Here is a 20421-nt window from a genome sequence, read left to right as displayed (position 1 = left end):
TCTTTCTACCCTCCCCCGAACAGTATTACTTTTGCTCTGTTGCTCTTCGCACCCGACCGGGTTAGGACGTTTGTTCCCTCCGTTCGAAGCAATTTCAATGTCAGAGCATAATTCGCGTGCTGCCCCGGATGCGCAGCGTACAGCCTTGTCCATCATACTTGCCGTCAGTGGCGCGCATTTGTTGAATGACTTGCTGCAATTCCTTCTTCCGGCACTCTATCCGATGTTCCGTGAGAACTACGGCCTAAGCTATTTCCAGATCGGGCTTTTGACTCTCGGTCAGCAAATCACAGCATGCATTCTCCAGCCGCTGTTCGGTCTTTCAGGCGACCTGAAGCCAAAACCCTATTGGCTGGCGCTATCGCTGGCGATTGTGACGGCTGGCGTGGCGTTCCTAGCGCTCGCTAACGGGTTCTGGTTGCTGTTCTTTGCCGCCGTGGTGATGGGGACCGGCTCAGCACTCTTCCACCCTGAAGCATCGCGCGTGGCGCGTATGGCTTCGGGCGGCAAGCTGGGCTTTGCGCAGTCGCTTTTCCAAGTGGGTGGTAATGCAGGGACAGCGCTCGGCCCGCTCGCTGCGGCGCTCATTCTATTCCCTATGGGTCAGGGCAGCGTCTTCTGGTTCCTACTCGTTGGATTCGCTGGTCTTTTCCTGATGACCTATGTCGGCAAGTGGTTTGCCGAACATCAGCGTCAGATGGCCGGCCAGCCGAAAGCGGCAGTTGCGAAACCAGCACTGCCAAAGCAGCGTCTGATCATTGCCTTTGCCGTCATTGGCGCGCTTTTGCTGAGCAAATTCATCTACATCGAAGGCCTCAAGAGCTATTACACCTTCTTCCTGATCGAAAAGTACGCGCTCTCGGCTGAAGATGCGCAGCTCTATCTTTTCGCCTTCCTTGGTGCAGTTGCGGTTGGCACGTTCTTCGGCGGCCCCATTGGCGACCGTTATGGGCGTTTGGCGGTGATCTGGGTGTCGATTCTTGGCGCCCTGCCCTTTACGCTCATTCTGCCTTACCTCGACCTGTTCTGGACCGGTGTCGTTAGCGTGATGATCGGGCTCATTCTTTCGTCCGCATTCTCCGCTATGGTGGTCTACGCTCAGGAACTGGTTCCGGGCAAAGTTGGCATGGTCGCAGGCTTCGTCTTTGGCTTTGCATTCGGTATCGGAGCGCTGGGCGCAGCCGTTATGGGAGCTTTCGCTGACGTGATTGGGATGATTGCAGTGTTCCAGATCTGTGCATTCCTGCCAGTCTTGGGCTTCCTCACCATCTTCCTTCCGCGTACGGCTGAGCTTCATCCTGAAAGGAAAACAGCATGAGCGCTGAACTGGACGGCGAAAGCCAGATCACCATCACCCGGACCATCGCCGCCAATGTGAGCGATGTGTTTTCGGCTTGGACAGATGTGGCCCTGATTGAGCAGTGGCAGGTCGACGAAGCCGAGTTCGACGCCTTCGAAGGTGGTCAGTATCGCTTCGTCACCTATGCGGAAGACGATGAGGATGCCGATCACGAAGTGACCGGGGAAATCCTTAAGTTTGAAGAGGATAAGAAGCTTGTGATGTCCTGGGTTTTCAAAGACCCAGAGGAAGACAGCGAAATGATTTTCGTTCTCGACATCAGCTTTGACGCCATCAACGACGACAGCACGCGCCTGACTTTGGTTGAACGCGGGCTGCCGCATGAGGACGCGCAAACGCGCATCTTCTCGATGGAAGCCTGGAACTCGGCGCTGGAACAGCTCGCCGAGTTGATGGAATAGAATTTTCCGACAGTTTTACGCATCAGGGGCAAACCAATGCTGCCTCTGGTGCGTATGTCTCCATGAGATATGGAGACGAGATTGCCCAAGAGCATCGTATGGCTGAGGAATGACCTCCGCCTTTCTGACAATCCGGCACTCCACGCCGCCTGTCAGCACAATCAAGACATTATCGCCCTTTTCATTGACGAGACCGATGCAGGTCTGCGCCCCATTGGAGGCGCGGCGAGAGTTTGGCGCGAGCAAAGCCTATCGGTCCTACAAGCACGATTGGCGACGATTGGGGTCGAGCTCATCGTGCGCCGCGGCGACGCCCAGAGCGTCTTGCGCAACGCGGTCGGCGAGTATCAAGCCGACGCGGTCTATTGGAACCGCCGCTATGCGCCAGCGGAGCGCGAATTGGACGCAGAAATCAAACGGGTGCTGAGCGCTGATGGCGTCGCTGTGCACTCCAACATGGGCAATGTTCTGATTGAGCCTTGGGACGTCAAAACCGGGCAAGGCAATCCCTATGCGGTGTATACGCCGTTCTGGAAGTCCTTGAAAAATACGCACATTCCAAGGCCTTTGCCTGCACCTGAAGGTGGGGATGCGATCTCTTTTGAATCTCTGACTTTCGACATGCCCCACTGGGCACCCAGCGTGATCGCAAATTGGCAGGTTGGCGAAGAGGCAGCGCGATACCTCGCCGGCGCGTTCTTAGACGCGCAGCTGAGCCATTATTCTGAAGAGCGCGATATTCCAGCCAAGCAAAGCACGTCGCGGCTATCGCCCTATTTGCGATTTGGCGAAATCAGCCCGCGCCAAGTTTGGTATGCCGCCAAGATGGTGGGCGATGCGGATCCTGACAAAGCCGTCGAAGTCGATAAATTCCTGTCCGAACTCGCCTGGCGCGATTTCAATTACCATCAGCTCTATCATCGCCCCGACATTTCCAAAGCTGCAATGCGTGCCAAATATGACGGCATTCCGTGGCGCGGGGATAAGGGAGCTCTAAAGGCTTGGCAGACAGGGCAAACCGGAATTCCTATCGTCGACGCTGGCATGCGTCAGCTGTGGCAGACAGGGTTTATGGAAAACCGCGTGCGCATGCTGACAGCCTCGCTGCTGACCAAAAATCTGCTGATCGATTGGCGGACAGGCGAAGAATGGTTCTGGGATTGCCTGTTTGATGCGGACGGGGCGAGCAACCCCGGAAACTGGCAGTGGGTGGCAGGTTGCGGGCTAGACGCCTCGCCTTACTTCCGAATTTTCAATCCGGTAACCCAGGGTGAGCGCTTCGACCCGCACGGGAACTATGTGCGCCAGTGGGTGCCGGAAATTGCGCAATTGCCCGATGAGTTCATCCACGCGCCGTGGACTGCACCAAGTTATGCGCTGCAGAAAGCAGGCGTAAGCCTTGGTAAAACTTATCCAAATCCGATTGTTGACTTAAAAACCAGCCGACAGCGGGCTCTGGAGATATCCAAATCTCTATAAATGCAAAAATCTATTCTAGCGCTTTGCGCTGTCGCAGATTTGCATTCTTCGTGGCAGCGTTGAATGGAAACCCTTATCGCCTCTAAGCCTTAGTGCTTGCGAGCGCGTAAGTGCGCCCCTACACATTTAAGCAAGAGCCACCAGCACGCAGACCATGTCAAAGCACCTAGATCTCATCGCCGCGATTGGCAACACGCCGCTTATTCGTCTCAACCGCGTCTCGACGCTCACAGGCTGTGACATTTGGGGCAAAGCTGAATTTCTCAATCCGGGCCAATCGGTTAAAGACCGTGCAGCGCTCTTCATCATCCATGATGCGGTAAAATCGGGGAAGCTCAAGGCGGGCGGCACGATTGTTGAAGGCACGGCTGGCAACACGGGCATCGGGCTGACGCTTGTGGCCAATTCTCTCGGCTTTAAAACGGTGATCGTGATCCCGGAAACTCAAAGCCAGGAAAAGAAAGACGCACTGCGCCTATTTGGTGCGGAAGTGATCGAGGTTCCGGCCAAGCCGTATCGAGACCCGAACAATTACATCAAGATTTCCGGGCGCTTAGCGGAAAAGCTCAATGCAGAGCTGCCTAATGGGGCGATCTGGGCGAACCAGTTTGACAATACCGCAAACAAGCGCGCGCACATCGAAACCACAGGTCCAGAAATCTGGAACCAGACCAATGGGCGCATTGATGGCTTCATCTGTGCTGTTGGCTCGGGTGGCACGCTGGCTGGCGTGTCGGAAGCGCTAAAGGCGCGCAATTCCGACATTAAGATCGGTCTTGCTGACCCGGAGGGGGCAGCGCTCTATAATTATTACACCCATGGCGAGCTGAAGTCCGCGGGCGACTCGGTGACCGAGGGCATCGGTCAGGGTCGTATTACGGCGAACCTGGAAGAGCTCAAAGTGGACCTAGCCTATCAGATCCCTGACTCTGAAGCCCTGCCCTATGTCTTTGATTTGCTTCAGCATGAGGGGCTCTGCCTCGGCGGTTCGAGCGCTATCAACATTGCTGGTGCGGTGCGCATGGCGCGCGATTTGGGTCCGGGCAAGACCATTGTTACGGTGCTCTGCGACTATGGCAATCGCTATGCCACCAAGCTGTATAACCCCAGTTTCCTGCGGGCTAAGGGCCTACCAGTACCACCTTGGCTGGAAGATCGGCAGTCCACCGACGTCAGTGGCGTTATAGTGGCATAGCGCTGGCCTTTATGGGCGCCTCGGTGGGCGTCGCATTGGCACTTTCAAGGGCTGCGCCAAGCGCGGCCCTTAGCTTTCAGCCTTGCAAAGACCCTGCTGCTTGGTAGTCTGGCCGCCCAAACATTCGAGGCGGACGTGATCGGCATAGACGATATTCTGCGCACGATAATTGCTGAGTTTCACATTATCGCGCTCATCACCGGAGCGCTCTACCTCCTCGCAGGGATTTGTGCGGTTCGCGAAATCCTCAACTCCCGAACATCGCAGGGTTCGATTGCCTGGCTGTTGTCGCTGGCGCTGCTGCCGTTTCCAACGGCCTTTCTCTACCTGATCTTCGGTTGGAAGCTGTTTGACGACTATGCGACCGACCGCGTTAAGAACGGTCGTGCGGACCGCCCGCTGCGCGCCAAAGATCTGGCGCTCATCGACCGCGAAACCGATGCCAAATGGCCGGTGCAAGTGGCGGTATCGGAGCTCCCCTTCCTCAAAGGCAATGATGTCGAGCTGCTGATCAATGGTAAGGCGACCTTTGACTCCATTTTTGCCGGGATCGAAGCGGCGCAAGAGTATCTGCTCGTGCAATTTTACATTGTGCGTGACGACAAGCTGGGCCAGCAGCTGGCAGAGCGATTGATTGCCAAGGCCAAGCAAGGCGTCCATGTCTATCTCCTCTACGACGATATTGGCTCGACGGGCATGCCGAAGCGGTATCGGCGCGAGATGCGGGAAGCTGGCGTCAAAGTCGCCGGGTTTAACCAGCGTCATAAGTTCATGCGGTTTTACGGTCCGATGCGGATCAACTATCGCAACCACCGCAAGATTGTCGTGGCCGATGGTAAGCACGCTTGGGTCGGCGGGCATAATGTGGGCGTCGAATATCTCGGCGAGGACCCAAAATTCGGTAATTGGCGCGATACGCATGTGCGCGTTTCCGGCCCGGCGGCGCTAGGGTGTGCGCTGTTGTTCCGCGAAGATTGGCACTGGGCGACGGGCGAACTGCTGCCTGCGAACCCGCCGAAAGAACTCATCAGCTATGGCGAAGAGTCAGTGCTGGTTATGGGGTCGGGCCCGGCCGATAAGCTGGAAGAATGCGCTATTGCCTTCACCGACATTATTGGGCGGGCACGCAAGCGGCTTTGGATCGTCAGCCCCTATTTTGTGCCGGACACCGATATTCGCACCGCGCTTTATGCAGCGCAGCTGCGGGGCGTTGATGTGCGCATCATGCTCCCGAACGAACCTGACCACAAAATCGTCTGGCTGGCGTCGATTGCCCATGCCGATTTGATGGTGACGCACAACGTCAATGTCTATCGCTACACCGATGGGTTCCTGCACCAAAAAGTGGTGCTGATGGACGATGAGATTGCGACCGTCGGTAGTGTGAATTTCGACAACCGATCATTTGCGATCAATTTCGAGATCACGCTGTGGTTCACCGACCCAGCGACGATCAACAATATTGAAGCCATGCTGCTCAAGGATTTTGAACTGTGCCGGAAGGTCGAGCTGTCGGAAGTGCGCAGCCGCAACTGGCTCTTTTACGTAGCCACTCAGGCTGCCAAGCTTTTCTCGCCCGTATTGTGAGTTCTTGATGACGAGATTTTTGTTCCGTGACGATGCCTATCTCAAGTCCACGCCAGCGCAGGTGACAGCGATCACTGAAGACGGCGGCGTGGTGTTGGACCAAACCATTTTCTACGCCACCTCGGGCGGACAACCGGGCGATAGCGGCACGATCACTTCTGCAGACGGGCGGATTGTCGAGGTCGTGACGGCAGAGCACCCGGCAGGCGACAAGACAGCGATAGTGCATCGCCTCGCCGAAGGGGCCGACGCGCCTTCAATTGGCGACACCGTGACCCTGAACATTGATTGGGACAAGCGCTATGCGCTGATGCGGATGCATACGGCGCTGCACCTTCTGTCCGTGGTGCTGCCCTACCCTGTTACTGGCGGATCGATCGGCACGGACAAGGGGCGATTGGACTTCGATATGGAAACGCCTCCAGAGGATCTGACGGCGGTTGAAGCGGCGCTCTATGGTTTGGTTGAGGCGGATCACCCTGTTTCAACCGAATGGATTACCGACGAAGAAATGATGGCTCAGGCCGACCTCATCAAGACCATGAAGGTCAAGCCGCCCATGGGTCAAGGCCGCGTGCGACTGGTGCGCATCGGCGACGTCGATTTGCAGCCGTGTGGCGGTACGCACGTGGCGCGCACCGGCGAAATCGGCAAGCTTTCGCTTGGGAAGATCGAGAAAAAAGGCAAACAAAACAGGCGCGTAAGCCTGCTTTTTGCTTAAAAGAATCTAGCGGATCGGCGGGGGATAATGAAGGCCCCCATTGGTCCATAGTGCGTTCTGACCGCGCAGCATGGCCGCACCCGTCTGCGGACCGAAGTGACGGTCATAGAGCTCTGCGTAATTGCCAACAGCGCGGATGGCATCGGTCATGAACGACTTGCGCAGGCCCAAGGCCGCACCATAGTCCAGCTCAAGCCCTAAGAGGCGGCGGACAGCGGGGGTACGAGCCGCTGAGAGCGAGTCGATGTTGAGACTGGTGACGCCAATTTCTTCGGCGGACAGCAGGACGTAGATGGTCCAGCGCACGATATTGAACCACTGATCATCGCCCTGGCGAATGACCGGGCCAAGCGCTTCCTTGGAGATACGCTCCGGCAGGATGCGGTGTTGCGCAGGTTCAGCCAGATCGCGGCGGATGGCTTGCAGCACGCGACCGGACGCCGACACAACCTGACAATAGCCGGCGCGATAGGCGATGCTGAGATCGGCAACGTCCTCGTAAAGGATTTCGGTGAAATTGGTCTGGTTAGAGAAAAAGAACTCATCGAGCGCTTTTACCCCTTCGTCGTCGACCACGCAGATGGAAACATCGTCGAGCTCATAGGCCGAAACAACGCCGAGCGAAGACGGCGCGAGGAAACCCTGACCGTCATAAAAGCTCGGCGCTACGTAGCGCGCGCCGTGGCGAATATCGCGGCCCGCATCGAAGGCGCCATTGCGCATGAGAACATCCACCGCCCCCGTCTGAAGCGGCGCAAAGCGTGCCTCGCCATTGTAGCGCCGGAAATCGATCAGATCGGGGTTGCCAAAGATCGCCGCGGATAAGGCACGGCAGAGGTCGACGTCAAAGCCATGCCAGACACCGTCGGTGGTCTGGAAGGCAAAGCCAGCAAGGGGATTTGCGACGCCACAAATGAGAAAGCCGCGTTCACGCACGATTTCAAGCGTCGAGCGCGTTTCAGCCGGCGTCTGCGCACTGGCTGGCGAGGCGATCATGGATACCAAGGTTGCGGCGAGCGCCACCAATGGCTTGCAGAAATTTCTCAAAGGACGATGCTCTCGTTTTCCGCCCCCATATTGTCAGGGACGAAAAAGGGGTCAAGCCAAGTGATGGCCTGCCCCCACTATTCTGCATGTAATTCTTCGTGTCCGCTTAATGCAGGATTTGGCTCAGGAAGAGCTTGGTCCGTTCATGCTGCGGATTGGAGAAGAAGTTCTCTGGATCATTTTGTTCAATGATCTGACCTTGGTCCATGAAAATGACGCGGTTTGCCACTTGGCGGGCAAAGCCCATTTCGTGGGTCACGCACAACATGGTCATGCCTTCCTCGGCGAGGCTGATCATCACTTCGAGCACTTCTTTGACCATTTCAGGGTCAAGCGCCGAGGTGGGCTCATCAAAGAGCATGATTTTTGGCTGCATGCAGAGCGAGCGGGCGATGGCCACACGCTGCTGCTGACCGCCCGAAAGCTGGCCGGGGAATTTGTGGGCCTGTTCCGGGATTTTCACGCGCTCAAGGTAATGCATGGCCGAAGCTTCGGCTTCCGCCTTGGGAATGCCACGCACCCAGATGGGCGCGAGGGTGAGGTTTTGCAAAATCGTCAGGTGTGGGAACAGATTAAAGTGCTGGAACACCATGCCCACCTCGCGGCGCACTTCGTCGATGCGCTTGAGGTCGGCGGTTAGCTCTGTGCCGTTGACGATGATCTGACCCTGCTGATGCTCTTCCAGACGGTTGATACAGCGGATCAGGGTCGATTTGCCCGAGCCGGATGGTCCAGCGATAACGATGCGTTCGCCACGCATGACCTTGAGGTCAATGTCGCGCAGAACGTGGAAGTCGCCATACCATTTGTGCATGCCGATGACATCGACGGCGACGTCGGTTTCAGACACCGTCATTTGGCTGGCTTTGATGGCGCGCTCGTTGACGCCGTTTGCGGATAGATCGCTCATTCGCGTTACCTCTTGTGCCCAGTGTCCAGACGCCGTTCCATGTAGATGGAATAGCGCGACATGGCGAAACAGAAAGCCCAGAAAATGAAACCGGCGAACAAATAACCGGTGATGGCTTGTGTGGGCGAAGACCAGTTGATGTCGGCACTCGCAGCCTGCGAGGCATTGAGCAGGTCGAAAATGCCAACAATCGAGACGAGGGACGTGTCCTTAAAGAGGGCAATGAAGGTGTTCACAATGCCCGGGATCACGTGCTTGAGCGCCTGAGGCAGGATGATAAAGCCCATCGACTTCCAATAGCTCAAGCCAAGGGAAGACGCGGCCTCATACTGCCCACGCGGGAGCGCTTGCAGACCGCCACGGATCACTTCGGCCAGATAGGCTGAAGCAAAGAGCGTAACGCCTACTAGAGCCCGCAATAGCTTATCGACCGACGTGCCCTGAGGCATGAACAGCGGCAGCATGATCGACGCCATGAAGAGGACGGTGATCAACGGAACCGCCCGCCACAGCTCGATGAACATGACGCAGAGCGTCTTGATGATCGGCATTTTGGACTGGCGGCCGAGGGCAAGCAGAATGCCCAACGGGATGGAGCAGATAATGCCCACCATCGAGATGATCAACGTGACCAGCAAACCACCCCACTGCTCGGTTGGCACCGGACGCATGCCGAAGACGCCACCATTGAGCAGGTAGAAGCAAATGACTGGGTAGACGACGAAGAACAGCACCGCATTGATGATCTTGAACGGAACGCGTGGGATCAGCAGTGGGATGATCAGCAGCGCGCCCAGACCAAAGACGATGTTAGGGCGCCAGTATTCTTCCATGGGGTAGAAGCCATAGATGAAGAAGGTGATGCGCGCCGAAATAAAGGCCCAGCATGCCCCTGCCCCTAAGACACGGCAATCTTCAACTGTTCCGCCCGGTGCCACCGCATGGCCACCCAAGAAGGTGGGCATGACGAAGTTGTAGATTGGGGGAATGGCCCAGAGAAGGAAGATGATGCCGATGAGCGTAAGGAGAGCATCGCTCGGGGTCGAGAGAAGATTGCGACGAACCCAGGCAATCACGCCATCACTGCGCGAAGGCGGTGTGGTTGGTGCGATCATTTCCTGACGAACGAATGAGACTGACATAAGCGCGCTCCTACCGTTCGACCAATGCGACGCGCGCATTGTACCAGTTCATGAAGGCCGACGTGGTCAGCGACAGGGTGAGATAGACCAGCATGGTGATGGCGATCACCTCAATGGCCTTGCCTGTCTGATTGAGCGTCGTGCCCATGAAGACGTTCACCAATTCCGGATAGCCAATGGCTGCACCCAGAGATGAGTTTTTGGTGAGGTTGAGATATTGGCTCGTCAGCGGGGGAATGATGACGCGCATTGCCTGTGGGATCACCACGAGACGCAAGCGGTCCCCTTCCTTTAAGCCAAGCGAGGCAGCGGCTTCTGTTTGCCCCTTATTGACGGCACGAATACCACCACGGACGTTTTCGCCGATGAAGGCCGCCGTATACAGGGCCAGACCTACGGCCAGTGCCACCATTTCGGGCACGAGCTGCAAACCACCCTTGAAGTTGAAGCGTTCCAGAACCGGAACTTCAAAACCAAGGTTTGCGCCGGTCACCCAATAGACGAAGGCTGGGACGCCAACCATCACCAAAATGGGCAGTGCCCAAGGAAGCTTCGCCTCAGCGCCCTGCGGACGACGATCTGAAACCAGCATAGACCAGACGACGCCTAGGGCGAGGACCAGTGCCAGGCCGATGACGGCGACTTCGGGCAGCGCGAACATGCCACCCAGAAGGAAGACAGCCACGGCCCAGCTGAGGAGGAATGTGACGAAGACGCGCCCGTAAAACGCAAATGCGCTGAAGGTGAGCGCAGCTGTTGCAACCCCGACAATCAGGGGCAAAGTGCCAAAGCGGGCGAGAACTGGGATGAAGGTGCTGACCAAGACAGTGCCCAGATAGGCAAGGCCAAAGGCCAGAATAGCGCTGGCTATGCGACCTGCCCACACAATGGCCGGCGAATAATAGCCGGTGAGTGCGCGCTGGCGCTGCGCTGTGCGGACCAGAACAATAGCGCCGATGATTGCAGCGATCGCTGAAATGACAACCCAGATGATCTCGGCGTCAGGCAGTGGCCGCGGGACAATGATGCCGCGCTGATTGATGAAGATGTTGAGCGGAAGCTGATAAGATTCGCGCACCGCCGGCATCGCCTTGAGAACCGCGAAGTACCAAAAGAACAACTGCAGCAGCAGCGGGACGTTACGGACGATCTCAATGTAGACAGTCGCAACACGCGCGACCAGCCAGTTGGACGAGAGACGCGCTACGCCCAGGATGAAGCCGAGGACTGTGGCGACCACAATGCCAATGACGGCGACCAGCAAGGTGTTGAGTAGTCCGACGAAGAACGCCTGCCAGTAAAAAGATGAACGATCGAAGGGAAAGAGGGTGAAGCTAATGCCGAAGCCAGCGGTTTCCCAAAGAAAGCCAAAGCCCGTTGATTTGTTTTGCGCAGCGAGGTTCTGCGCGGTGTTGGTGACGATCCACCCTAGAAATGCGACCACCGCCGCCGCGACCAGCACCTGATATATGATGCCGCGGATGACGGGGTCATTATAGAATGCGGTGCGTGGCGGCGCCGCAGCAGTATTGTCATGGACAGCCATGAGGCAGAGTCCCCCGAATAGAGAAAACGCAGCCACATCCAGCAGGATCAAGGTACACTGAGAGGCCCCTGAGCCAAGGGCTCAGAGCAAAGAAAAACTTCAGGCACGATCACTACGGAATAGATATGCGCTGAGACGAACTGGCGCCCGCGTGGGGCGCCAGAACCAGTTTCACTCTTTAGCGGATTGGCATTGCGTACTGCAGGCCGCCGTCTTTCCAGAGGGCGTTCAGGCCGCGTTCCAGACCAATTGGGGTGGCTGGGCCGACGTGGCGATCATAGGACTCGCCGTAGTTACCGATGTGCTTGACGATGCGGTATGCCCAATCAGCGGTGAGACCGATTGGAGTGCCGAAGTCGCCTTCAACGCCCAGGAGACGCTTGATCACCGGATTATCGGAGCCGAGCATTTCGTCAACATTGGCCTGGGTTACGCCTTGCTCTTCAGCTTCGAGCAGCGCGAAATAGGTCCAACGTGTGATCGAACGCCACTGTTCGTCGCCCTGACGAATAACTGGGCCAAGTGGCTCCTTGGAGATGATTTCTGGCAGAATGGCGTAATCATCTGGATTGGAGAACTTGGAACGTTCAGCAGCGAGCGCGGAAGCGTCGGTGGTGTAGACGTCGCAACGGCCATCTTCGAAGGCCTTCACAACTTCGTCCTGATCGGTGAACACGACTGGCGAATAGTCGAGACCGTTGGTTTCAAAATAGTCAGCGGCATTGAGTTCGGTGGTGGTGCCGGATTCGATGCAGATGGCAGCACCGGACAGATCCGCTGCAGAGGCAATGCCGTCTGCCTTGCGGACCATGAAGCCCTGCCCGTCATAATACATAGTACCGATGAAGCTGATGCCCAGATCGGTATCGCGGCTCATGGTCCAGGTGGTGGTACGCGACAGAACGTCGATTTCACCAGCGGAAAGAGCAGCGAAGCGTTCCTGCGAAGTCAGTGGGGTGTAACGCACAGCGTCTGCATCATCGAAGATGGCAGCAGCTACAGCGCGACAGAAGTCAACTTCCAGGCCAGCCCAGTTGTTGTTCGCGTCCGGTGCGGAGAAACCGGGCACACCACCGGTTACACCACATTGGACGAAGCCTTTTGCTTTGACGTCATCAAGAGTTGCAGCGTTTACAGCAGTTGCGCTCAGCCCCAAGGAAGCGGCAACGGCGATCGAAAGAAGCGTCTTTTGCATGTCGTTATTTGCCTTTTGTTTCCTGACCCTGTTTTTCAACATCGCCTTGCTGACGACGTCACAGGTGCATCACCGCTTTATTTATCGGTTTTGATGCTGATAAGCATGCAAACCGCTATTGACCGTAACGTCAAGGGTCGACGACACTTTGGGTCAACCTCTCTGTCGCTTTATTAGACAAGTGTGCAGAGTGATCCGTTTTTAAGCAGAGTACGAAAATGTCTCAGTCCAGCCGTACAGGGCGCCCCAAGCAGTCATTCGAGACCATCCTTACTCATAGTGGACGGGAACCGGATGATCAGTTCGGTTTTGTGAATACCCCCGTATATCGGGGCTCGACAGTTTTGTTCAAAACCCTCGCAGAGCTTGAGACTCAGGGGCAAAGGTTCACCTACGGCCGGCACGGCAATCCCACCACCCAATCGGTGGAAACCACCATCAATGAACTCGAAGGCGCATACCGTACGCGCCTCGTGCCATCGGGGCTCGCCGCGATCTCCATCGCGCTTATGTCGTGCCTAAAAAATGGTGACGACGTTTTGATCTCGGACAGCGGTTATGAACCCGGCCGGACCTTCGCAGACGGGTATTTGACCCGCATGGGGGTGAGCGTTCGCTATTACGACCCGCGAATCGGTGCAGGATTGTCTGAGTTGATGCAACCGAACACGCGCGCGGTTCTGGCCGAAGCGCCGGGCTCGCTGACGTTTGAAGTGCAGGACATTCCAGCGCTAGCAAAAGCGGCGCATGCGGGTGGCGCACGCCTCATTGTCGACAACAGCTGGGCCAGCCCCCTCTTCTTCCGTCCGCTTGAGCATGGCGCCGACATCGTGGTGCATGCGGCGACCAAAATGTTCGTCGGCCATTCGGATGTCATGGCCGGGACAATTTCGGCCACTGAAGAGGCCTGGGGCGATGTCGACGATATACGCCGGCTGCACGGCTATTTCACCTCGGGTGATGATGCCTATCTCGTGGCACGCGGTTTGCGCACGCTGGCGATCCGGATGAAAGAACATCAGGCGCGGGCGCTTGAGATTGCCAGCTGGCTGGAAGGTCAGGATGAGGTTCTGCGGGTTATTCACCCCGCGCTGCCAAGCCACCCGGACCATGAAATCTGGAAGCGTGACTTTGACGGCTCGGGGAGCTTGTTCGGCTTCATATTGAAGCCGGCTGCCCGCGCCAGCATTGCCGCCTTTGTCGACGGGCTCGAACTGTTCTCGATGGGATATTCGTGGGGCGGCTATGAAAGCCTGTGCCTACCGGTGAAGCTGGGTGCTAATCGCACGGCTAAGCCGTGGACCGAAGAAGGCAATCTCTTCCGCGTGCATATTGGCCTTGAGGGCGTTGAAGACCTCAAGGCTGATTTGGCAGCAGCGCTCGAGCGTTACACTCAGGCGCGCTGAAACAAGGATTTGACGGCCGTCATTGGCTTACGCACGTAGCGGCCGTCAGCAGTCTTCTCAAAGAGCCAACCGCGATCACCAAAGAAGTTGCGGACGGCATAGCACCCCAACATGCCGACAACGAAGCCAGCAAAAATGTCGGTTGGGTAATGCATGCCCACTGGGACGCGCGAAATGCAGACGATAATTCCGAGGATCAGGAACGGAATGTAAGAGCGCGGCCAAAAAAAGCCGAAGGTGAAGGCCATGGCGATGGCCGTGGTCGAGTGCCCGCTCGGGAAGCTCTGATACACCCAGTTCTGCAATGGCTGGAAGGCAAACGCCCCGACCTGCTCAAACTCTACCGGGCGCACGCGGCCGATGATGCGTTTAAGGATCATCGTCACCAGCCCGGGGAAACCCGTGCCGATAAAGATGAAGGCGAAGAACAGTGCCATTTCGCCGGAGGCTTTCTTCCAAAGCCCCTGCAACGGGAATCGCAGCAGTCCGAACAGAATCATCCCGATCAGGCCCGGATAAAGCGTCCAATCAGCCAAACCGTAGTCGGTGATGAGGAAAAATGGCCGACGCCATTCCTCTGGCCAGCCGATGCTGGTGCGGGAAAGGTAGACGTCCAAACTGGCCAAGACCGCCAGAATAACGAGGAAGGCCGCTGCAAAAGCTGGCCAGGTGCGGGGAAGGCCCAGAGGCCAAGGCTTTTGAATGTCATACATGACGGATTTGTCGTACACAGTGGAAAACCCGTCAAGGTCGCAGTTAAGTGATTGGAGGGGCTTGCACATAACTGCGGCATACCTTAGTCACACCGTTGCAACGTCGGAGTGTAGCTCAGCCTGGTAGAGCACCGGTTTTGGGAACCGGGGGTCCAAAGTTCGAATCTTTGTACTCCGACCATTTGCACCTCAGGCAAGCGCCTGATCAGACTGCAAGAATGCCAATTGAGCAGATTGCAGCAGCGACATAGAGGACCTCAAAAACCTCACTGTCGTTATATCGTCGGAGTGTAGCTCAGTCTGGTAGAGCACCGGTTTTGGGAACCGGGGGTCCAAAGTTCGAATCTTTGTACTCCGACCATTTTCTTCCCCACATCCTTCCTAGTTTAGAACGTACGACCTCGCGTCGTATTGACCTGCTCGCGCAAAGTCGCTGTGTTGCGCACGCCCCTCCTCGCCTGTTGCCGTGTTCAATCTTGAATTGAAAACAGCGCCTTAAGGGAATCGGTTCTCATTTTGATTCATGCTGACGCTGGTCTTGTGGCGCTGTCGTGCCGTCGATCACGAGGCAAAGGATTGCGCTGATCCGAACCGACCAAAACTTGTCCAAAGTTTTTCACGCAATAAACGAAAACTCCTGACACGAGCCTCTTGCACTTCCCTGCGGCATGGCTTAGTCACTGCCTTGCAAACGTCGGAGTGTAGCTCAGTCTGGTAGAGCACCGGTTTTGGGAACCGGGGGTCCAAAGTTCGAATCTTTGTACTCCGACCACTTGCACCTTAGGGATGAGGTTCAAAATGACGGCTCGTATTTATCGACCTGCTCGTAACGCCATGCAATCTGGCAAGGGTAAGTCGAATGACTGGGTTCTGGTTCACGAGCCAAGTGTTGCCCGCACTATCGAACCTCTCATGGGCTATACAAGTTCCAGCGATATGGCGCAGCAGATCCGCCTCTCCTTCGATAGTCTCGAAGAAGCTGAGGCCTATGCGCAGCGCAATGGTATAGCCTACACTGTGCAGCCTGCTTACGACCAAATTCCAAAGCGCGTCAGCTATCCGGATAACTTCCGTCATGATCGCAAGACGCCTTGGACGCACTAATCCAAGACAATTGACGCTGAGTTGTGTGAACGCCGCAAGACATTGCGGCGTTTTGCGTTTTCAGCCATTGCATTAGAATGATCCGCCAACTCAGGAGCACGACGCACATGATCTTCCGTACACTCACCGGAATAGCGCTCGCTCTCGGGCTGAGTGCAGGCGCGCAAGCGGCCCCTGCCCTGTGGAAGGTGAGCGACGGCGATAGTGCGATTTACCTATTCGGCTCGGTGCATATGCTGAGGGCCGACCAAGAGTGGCGCACGCCGCTGCTCAATAAAGTGGTCAGCAAGGCCGAGCGGGTATATTTCGAGACCGATATTTCCCCAGTAGGACAGGCAGAGGCCGCGTCGCTGAGCATCCTGCACGGGTTTAATACGGATGGGCGACTGCTCAACGACATCATTTCTCCCGAACTGATGGCGCAGCTGCGTGCAGCGGCCGAAGCCCATTACGTGCCTATGGCGTCGCTTTTGGCGATGAAGCCGTGGATGGCGGCGACCACAATTTCGTCTATGCCCATGATCAACGCGGGATACGCCGCCAATTTTGGCGTCGAGACCGTGCTCTCCGCCGAACTGGCAGAAGAGCGCATCGGAATGCTCGAAACAGTGGAAGAGCAAATAGGGTTCTTGGCTGGCGGAACCGAGGCTGAAGGCATTGAGATGCTGCAGGCCAGCCTCGACACACTCGAAACTGTTACGGCCGATGTCGAAGATCTGACGAGAAGCTGGGCGAATGGCAATCCCGAAGAACTCGGTGCCCTATTCATGGACCAGATGGGCTCGTTTGATAGCATCATGGTTGAGCGGCTCATCGACAATCGCAATAAGAATTGGACCGAGCAGATCGCGGACATGCTGGAGCGCAATGAGGGGGCGCTTCTCGTCGTCGGCGCAGCGCATCTGGCAGGCGAGATGAGCGTGGTGAAGCTCTTGGAAGACAATGGCTTTACCAGCGAGCGTATTCAATAAAAAAAGGCCGGGAGCGATCCCGGCCTTCTTCATTCAGGAGAGTGAACGACTAGACGTCGCTGAGCTTGGTCCAGCGGCTGTCGTTCTGGCTCGATTTCACCGAGGCGGTGATAAACTGCATGCCTTCGATGCCATCGGCGAGCGATGGCAATACGTCGACATAGTCCGCACCGTCACCCCGAATGACCGCAGCGAACTGGCTGTAGAGGGTCGCAAAGGCTTCGAGATAGCCTTCTGGGTGACCGCCCGGAATACGGATGTTCATGCCAGACGCAGCAGGCGAGGAGATTGCACCGCCACGTGTGAGGAGCTGCTTTGGCTTGCCGAATTCAGAATACCACATGTAGTTCGGGTTATCCTGACGCCACTCGATCGAGGCCTTCTCACCGTAGACGCGCAGCTGCAGGCCGTTTTCGTGACCAACAGCAACCTGGCTGGCCCAGAGCATGCCCTTCGCGCCGCCTTCGAAGCGCAGCATGATGTGGACGTTATCATCGAGCTGACGACCGGGAACGAAGGCGTCGAGATCAGCCGCAACAGCTTCGGTCTTGAGGCCTGTGACGAAGCGCGCGAGGTTATAAGCGTGAGTGCCGATGTCGCCGATGGCGCCGCCTGCCCCGGACTTGCTGGGGTCTGTGCGCCAAGAGGCCTGCTTGTTGCCCTCATCGGCTTCGACGGCGAGCCAATCTTGCGGATATTCAACCTGCACGACACGGATCTTGCCCAGAGCGCCAGACTTCACCAGCTCGCGCGCCTGACGGATCAGGGGGTAGCCGGTGTAGTTGTGGGTGAGGAGGAATTTCGCGCCGTTCTTGGGCTTGATGTCCAAGAGCTTGCGTGCGTCTTCAAGAGTGGACGTAATCGGCTTATCGCAGATGACGTGGATGCCAGCCTCAAGGAATGCCTTGGTGGGGCCAAAGTGCATATGGTTGGGGGTGACGATGGCAACAGCCTCGATGCCGTCTGGACGCGCGGCTTCGGCGCGAGCCATTTCCTCGTAAGAGGTATAGATGCGGTCTTCGGCGAGGCCGATGTTGCGGCCGGATTCTTTTGCAACTTCGGGCCGCGACGAGAGTGCGCCCGCGACAAGGTCATAATCGCCATCAATGCGCGCGGCGATCCGGTGCACATAGCCAATGAAAGCCCCCGTGCCGCCGCCAACCATGCCGAGGCGAATGCGCTTTGCGCCATTTTCAGCCATTGAATTCCTCCAGAGTGCAACTGCTCAGATGTCTAGCATTTTAGCGCGCCCGCTGAGTTTGGGGCGCGCTTTTACGATTGAAATAGGCCGATCAGAGGCCGAGCATCTTGCGGTTAGCCGCCTGATCGGAGCCGCCGCTGGCGAAGTCATCGAACGCCTTTTCAGTGACGCGAATGATGTAGCTCTCGATCAGTTCCGCGCCTTCCCGTGCACCATCCTCTGGATGCTTGAGTGCGCATTCCCATTCGAGAACAGCCCAGCCCTGGAAGTCGTTGGCGGCCATTTTGGCAAAGATGGCCGGGAAATCGACCTGACCATCACCGATGGACCGGAAGCGCCCTGCCCGATCAACCCAAGACTGGAAACCGCCATACACGCCCTGACGGCCGGTTGGGTTGAATTCAGCGTCCTTCACGTGGAAGGCCTTAATGCGGTCTTTGTAGATGTCGATGTAGTCGAGATAATCGAGCTGCTGCAGAACGAAGTGGCTTGGATCGTAGAGAATGTTGGCGCGCGGATGGTTCTTGACGCGATCAAGGAACATCTCGAACGAGACGCCATCGTGCAGGTCTTCGCCGGGGTGAATTTCGTAGCAGACGTCAACGCCAGCATCGTCAAAGGCATTGAGGATCGGCGTCCAGCGGCGCGCCAGTTCGTCAAAGGCTTCTTCTACGAGACCAGCGGGGCGCTGTGGCCATGGATAGATATAGGGCCAGGCGAGCGCGCCGGAGAAAGTAGCGTGAGCCTTCAGACCAAGGTTCTGTGAAGCCTTGGCAGCGTTCAGCATGGTCTGAACAGCCCATTCCTGGCGGGCCTTTGGATTGCCATGCACGGAGGCAGGGGCAAAACCATCAAAGGCTGCGTCATAGGCTGGGTGGACGGCAACAAGCTGGCCCTGCAAATGGGTCGACAGCTCGGTAATTTCGAGGCCGTAGCTGTTGATCTTGCCCTTGAGCTCATCAGCATAGGTCTTGGACGTGGCGGCCTTTTCAAGGTCGATCAGGCTCGAAACCCAAGTGGGGATCTGAACGCCCTTGTAGCCGAGGTCTGCAGCCCATTTGCAGATATTGTCGAGTGTATCGAACGGGGCTTTGTCGCCGGCGAACTGCGCCAGGAAAATAGCGGGGCCTTTGATAGTGGTGGCCATAGTGTCCTCCTCTGGCTCCGGAAAAACGAACCGGAGCTATGTTCCTCCGCGGATTGGCTTCCGCATAATGTTCGGGCGGCGATCACTCGCCGCCCACAAGTCTTGCTCAGAGTTTTGTCTGCTCAGATCAGCGTGTCAATGACGTACGCTCATCAAGCCTTCAGAAGAGCGCGGGCGTCTTCGATGCCAAGGGCACGTGGACGTTCGCAGGTTGTTTGCAGGTTCAGCACCTGACCGGTTTCGCCAGCCTTGAGCAGACCAGTCATGACTTCAACAACATGGAGCGCAACTGTGAGGTCGCAACGCGCGGTTTCGCCCGTTTCGACCGACTGCATCATGTCCGCGAGACCGGCGCAGCGGTAGTTGGCGCGTGGCTCGGCCTTGTCGAGATCCTGATTGGCAATGCCAAACGGGTGGGCCCATGGATCGACCGCCGTGCGAATGCCTTCGATGCCGGTGGTGACCAGATCGCCGCCGAAGAAGTTCGGATCGGGAACAAAGATCGAGCCATCGGTGCCGTAAAGCTCGATGTTGTGGTGGCCGTGCGAGGCCACGTCCCAGCTCGCGCCAATGGTGACGATCGCGCCATTGTGGAACTCAAGGATGCCGTGGATCGTGGTTGGGGTGCCAACCTTGATCGAAGAACCCTTGTATGGGCCTTCAGCCGAGACGATACGTTCTGTGCGGGCCATGTTGGTGAAGGCCGAGAGGCGCTTCACCGGACCAAGCAGATGCACGAGATCGGTGATGTAGTATGGACCAAGATCAAGGATCGGGCCGCCACCGGGCTGGAAGAAGAAGTCCGGATTTGGATGCCAGTGTTCCATGCCACGGCTCATAACGTGCATGGTGCCGCTCATGATCTTGCCCAGCTTGCCGCTGTCGATGATTTCGCGGGCCTGCTGATGCGCGCCACCGAGGAAAGTGTCGGGGGCCGAACCAACCTTGAGGCCACGCTCGTCGGCGGCCTTCTTGAGCGCAAGGCCCTCTTCAACCGACAGCACAAATGGCTTTTCGGAATAGGCGTGCTTGCCAGCAGAGATGATGTCCTTGGACACTGAGAAGTGGGTGGACGGGATGGTCAGATTGACGATCACGTCCAGCTCAGAATTCTTGAGCAGTTCGTCAGGTGTCTGAGCCGCAACGCCGAATTCATCCGCACGGCGCTTGGCCGCTTCGGGGAGAATGTCAGCGACAGCGCGCACTTCGAGGCCCTTAAAGAGCGGCGCGAGGCGCAGATAGGCTGCCGAGATATTGCCGGCACCCATGATGCCGACGCCGTATGTCTTCGCCATG

At 57.0% G+C, this 20421-nt stretch carries 18 protein-coding genes and 3 tRNA genes; 12 read left to right on the top strand and 9 right to left on the bottom strand.

Annotated elements, in window-relative coordinates:
• The first annotated feature begins 97 nt into the window (after positions 1-97).
• The 6 genes from JHL21_RS14735 to JHL21_RS14710 all read left to right on the top strand — a co-directional run bounded on the left by JHL21_RS14735 (position 98) and on the right by JHL21_RS14710 (position 6743).
• Positions 98-1318 carry an MFS transporter gene (locus tag JHL21_RS14735; RefSeq protein WP_169194129.1) on the top strand — a complete coding sequence of 407 codons (1221 nt, stop codon included), beginning with the start codon at positions 98-100 and terminating at the stop codon, positions 1316-1318.
• Positions 1315-1761, top strand: coding sequence for an SRPBCC domain-containing protein (locus JHL21_RS14730; RefSeq protein ID WP_199530591.1), 447 nt, complete (start codon positions 1315-1317; stop codon positions 1759-1761). Before JHL21_RS14735 ends, JHL21_RS14730 begins: the two co-directional genes overlap by 4 nt.
• A gap of 81 nt (positions 1762-1842) precedes the next feature.
• Entirely contained in the window at positions 1843-3240 is a 1398-nt protein-coding gene (locus JHL21_RS14725) for a deoxyribodipyrimidine photo-lyase (protein WP_254082075.1), read from the top strand.
• 154 nt (positions 3241-3394) lie between these two features.
• Positions 3395-4435, top strand: coding sequence for a cysteine synthase A (locus JHL21_RS14720; protein WP_200214272.1), 1041 nt, complete (start codon positions 3395-3397; stop codon positions 4433-4435).
• Positions 4436-4570: 135 nt separating this feature from the next.
• Positions 4571-6022: a cardiolipin synthase gene (gene cls, locus JHL21_RS14715; RefSeq protein WP_367948206.1), complete on the top strand. Its 1452-nt coding sequence runs from the start codon at positions 4571-4573 to the stop codon at positions 6020-6022.
• Between the two features lie 7 nt (positions 6023-6029).
• Positions 6030-6743, top strand: a complete 714-nt coding sequence (locus JHL21_RS14710) for an alanyl-tRNA editing protein (protein ID WP_200214270.1) — start codon at positions 6030-6032, stop codon at positions 6741-6743.
• 6 nt (positions 6744-6749) lie between these two features.
• Here the strand turns inward: JHL21_RS14710 and JHL21_RS14705 are convergent, their stop codons facing one another.
• The 5 genes from JHL21_RS14705 to JHL21_RS14685 form a co-directional block, all read right to left on the bottom strand.
• Positions 6750-7790 carry a transporter substrate-binding domain-containing protein gene (locus tag JHL21_RS14705; protein ID WP_200214268.1) on the bottom strand — a complete coding sequence of 347 codons (1041 nt, stop codon included), beginning with the start codon at positions 7788-7790 and terminating at the stop codon, positions 6750-6752.
• Between the two features lie 106 nt (positions 7791-7896).
• On the bottom strand, positions 7897-8700 hold the full coding sequence (locus JHL21_RS14700; RefSeq protein WP_169194135.1) for an amino acid ABC transporter ATP-binding protein: 804 nt from the start codon (positions 8698-8700) through the stop codon (positions 7897-7899).
• Between the two features lie 5 nt (positions 8701-8705).
• Positions 8706-9815 (bottom strand): amino acid ABC transporter permease, encoded by a 1110-nt coding sequence (locus JHL21_RS14695; RefSeq protein ID WP_248305886.1) that lies wholly within the window; start codon positions 9813-9815, stop codon positions 8706-8708.
• Positions 9816-9852: 37 nt separating this feature from the next.
• Positions 9853-11388, bottom strand: a complete 1536-nt coding sequence (locus JHL21_RS14690; protein WP_200214266.1) for an amino acid ABC transporter permease — start codon at positions 11386-11388, stop codon at positions 9853-9855.
• 178 nt (positions 11389-11566) lie between these two features.
• A complete protein-coding gene (locus JHL21_RS14685) occupies positions 11567-12583 on the bottom strand; it encodes an amino acid ABC transporter substrate-binding protein (RefSeq protein ID WP_200214264.1) in 1017 nt (338 codons plus the stop codon).
• 218 nt (positions 12584-12801) lie between these two features.
• On the opposite strand from JHL21_RS14685, the gene metC reads away from it, so the two are divergent.
• Positions 12802-13989 carry a cystathionine beta-lyase gene (gene metC / locus JHL21_RS14680; protein WP_199530598.1) on the top strand — a complete coding sequence of 396 codons (1188 nt, stop codon included), beginning with the start codon at positions 12802-12804 and terminating at the stop codon, positions 13987-13989.
• Here metC and JHL21_RS18060 read toward each other — a convergent pair.
• Positions 13977-14720: a phosphatase PAP2 family protein gene (locus tag JHL21_RS18060; protein ID WP_200214263.1), complete on the bottom strand. Its 744-nt coding sequence runs from the start codon at positions 14718-14720 to the stop codon at positions 13977-13979. The two genes, metC and JHL21_RS18060, sit on opposite strands and share 13 nt — an antisense overlap.
• Positions 14721-14806: 86 nt before the next feature.
• Between JHL21_RS18060 and JHL21_RS14670 the strand changes: the two genes are divergently transcribed.
• The 5 genes from JHL21_RS14670 to JHL21_RS14650 all read left to right on the top strand — a co-directional run bounded on the left by JHL21_RS14670 (position 14807) and on the right by JHL21_RS14650 (position 16777).
• Positions 14807-14883, top strand: a tRNA-Pro gene (locus tag JHL21_RS14670).
• Positions 14884-14986: 103 nt separating this feature from the next.
• Positions 14987-15063 (top strand) — tRNA-Pro (locus JHL21_RS14665).
• Between the two features lie 334 nt (positions 15064-15397).
• Positions 15398-15474 (top strand) — tRNA-Pro (locus JHL21_RS14660).
• Positions 15475-15500: 26 nt separating this feature from the next.
• Positions 15501-15806 (top strand): ETC complex I subunit, encoded by a 306-nt coding sequence (locus JHL21_RS14655; RefSeq protein ID WP_169194141.1) that lies wholly within the window; start codon positions 15501-15503, stop codon positions 15804-15806.
• Positions 15807-15913: 107 nt separating this feature from the next.
• Positions 15914-16777 carry a TraB/GumN family protein gene (locus JHL21_RS14650; RefSeq protein ID WP_200214261.1) on the top strand — a complete coding sequence of 288 codons (864 nt, stop codon included), beginning with the start codon at positions 15914-15916 and terminating at the stop codon, positions 16775-16777.
• A gap of 49 nt (positions 16778-16826) precedes the next feature.
• Here the strand turns inward: JHL21_RS14650 and JHL21_RS14645 are convergent, their stop codons facing one another.
• From JHL21_RS14645 to JHL21_RS14635, 3 genes are all read right to left on the bottom strand, one after another.
• Entirely contained in the window at positions 16827-17978 is a 1152-nt protein-coding gene (locus JHL21_RS14645; RefSeq protein WP_200214259.1) for a Gfo/Idh/MocA family protein, read from the bottom strand.
• Between the two features lie 91 nt (positions 17979-18069).
• Positions 18070-19125, bottom strand: coding sequence for a sugar phosphate isomerase/epimerase (locus tag JHL21_RS14640; protein WP_169194144.1), 1056 nt, complete (start codon positions 19123-19125; stop codon positions 18070-18072).
• 152 nt (positions 19126-19277) lie between these two features.
• Entirely contained in the window at positions 19278-20420 is a 1143-nt protein-coding gene (locus JHL21_RS14635; protein ID WP_200214257.1) for a Gfo/Idh/MocA family protein, read from the bottom strand.
• Between the last annotated feature and the right edge of the window lies 1 nt (position 20421).

The organism is Devosia sp. WQ 349K1 (assembly GCF_016595685.1).
Lineage (GTDB): Bacteria > Pseudomonadota > Alphaproteobacteria > Rhizobiales > Devosiaceae > Devosia.
Note: the sequence above shows the minus strand (reverse complement) of the source record. Positions and strands in the feature narration are given on the sequence as shown.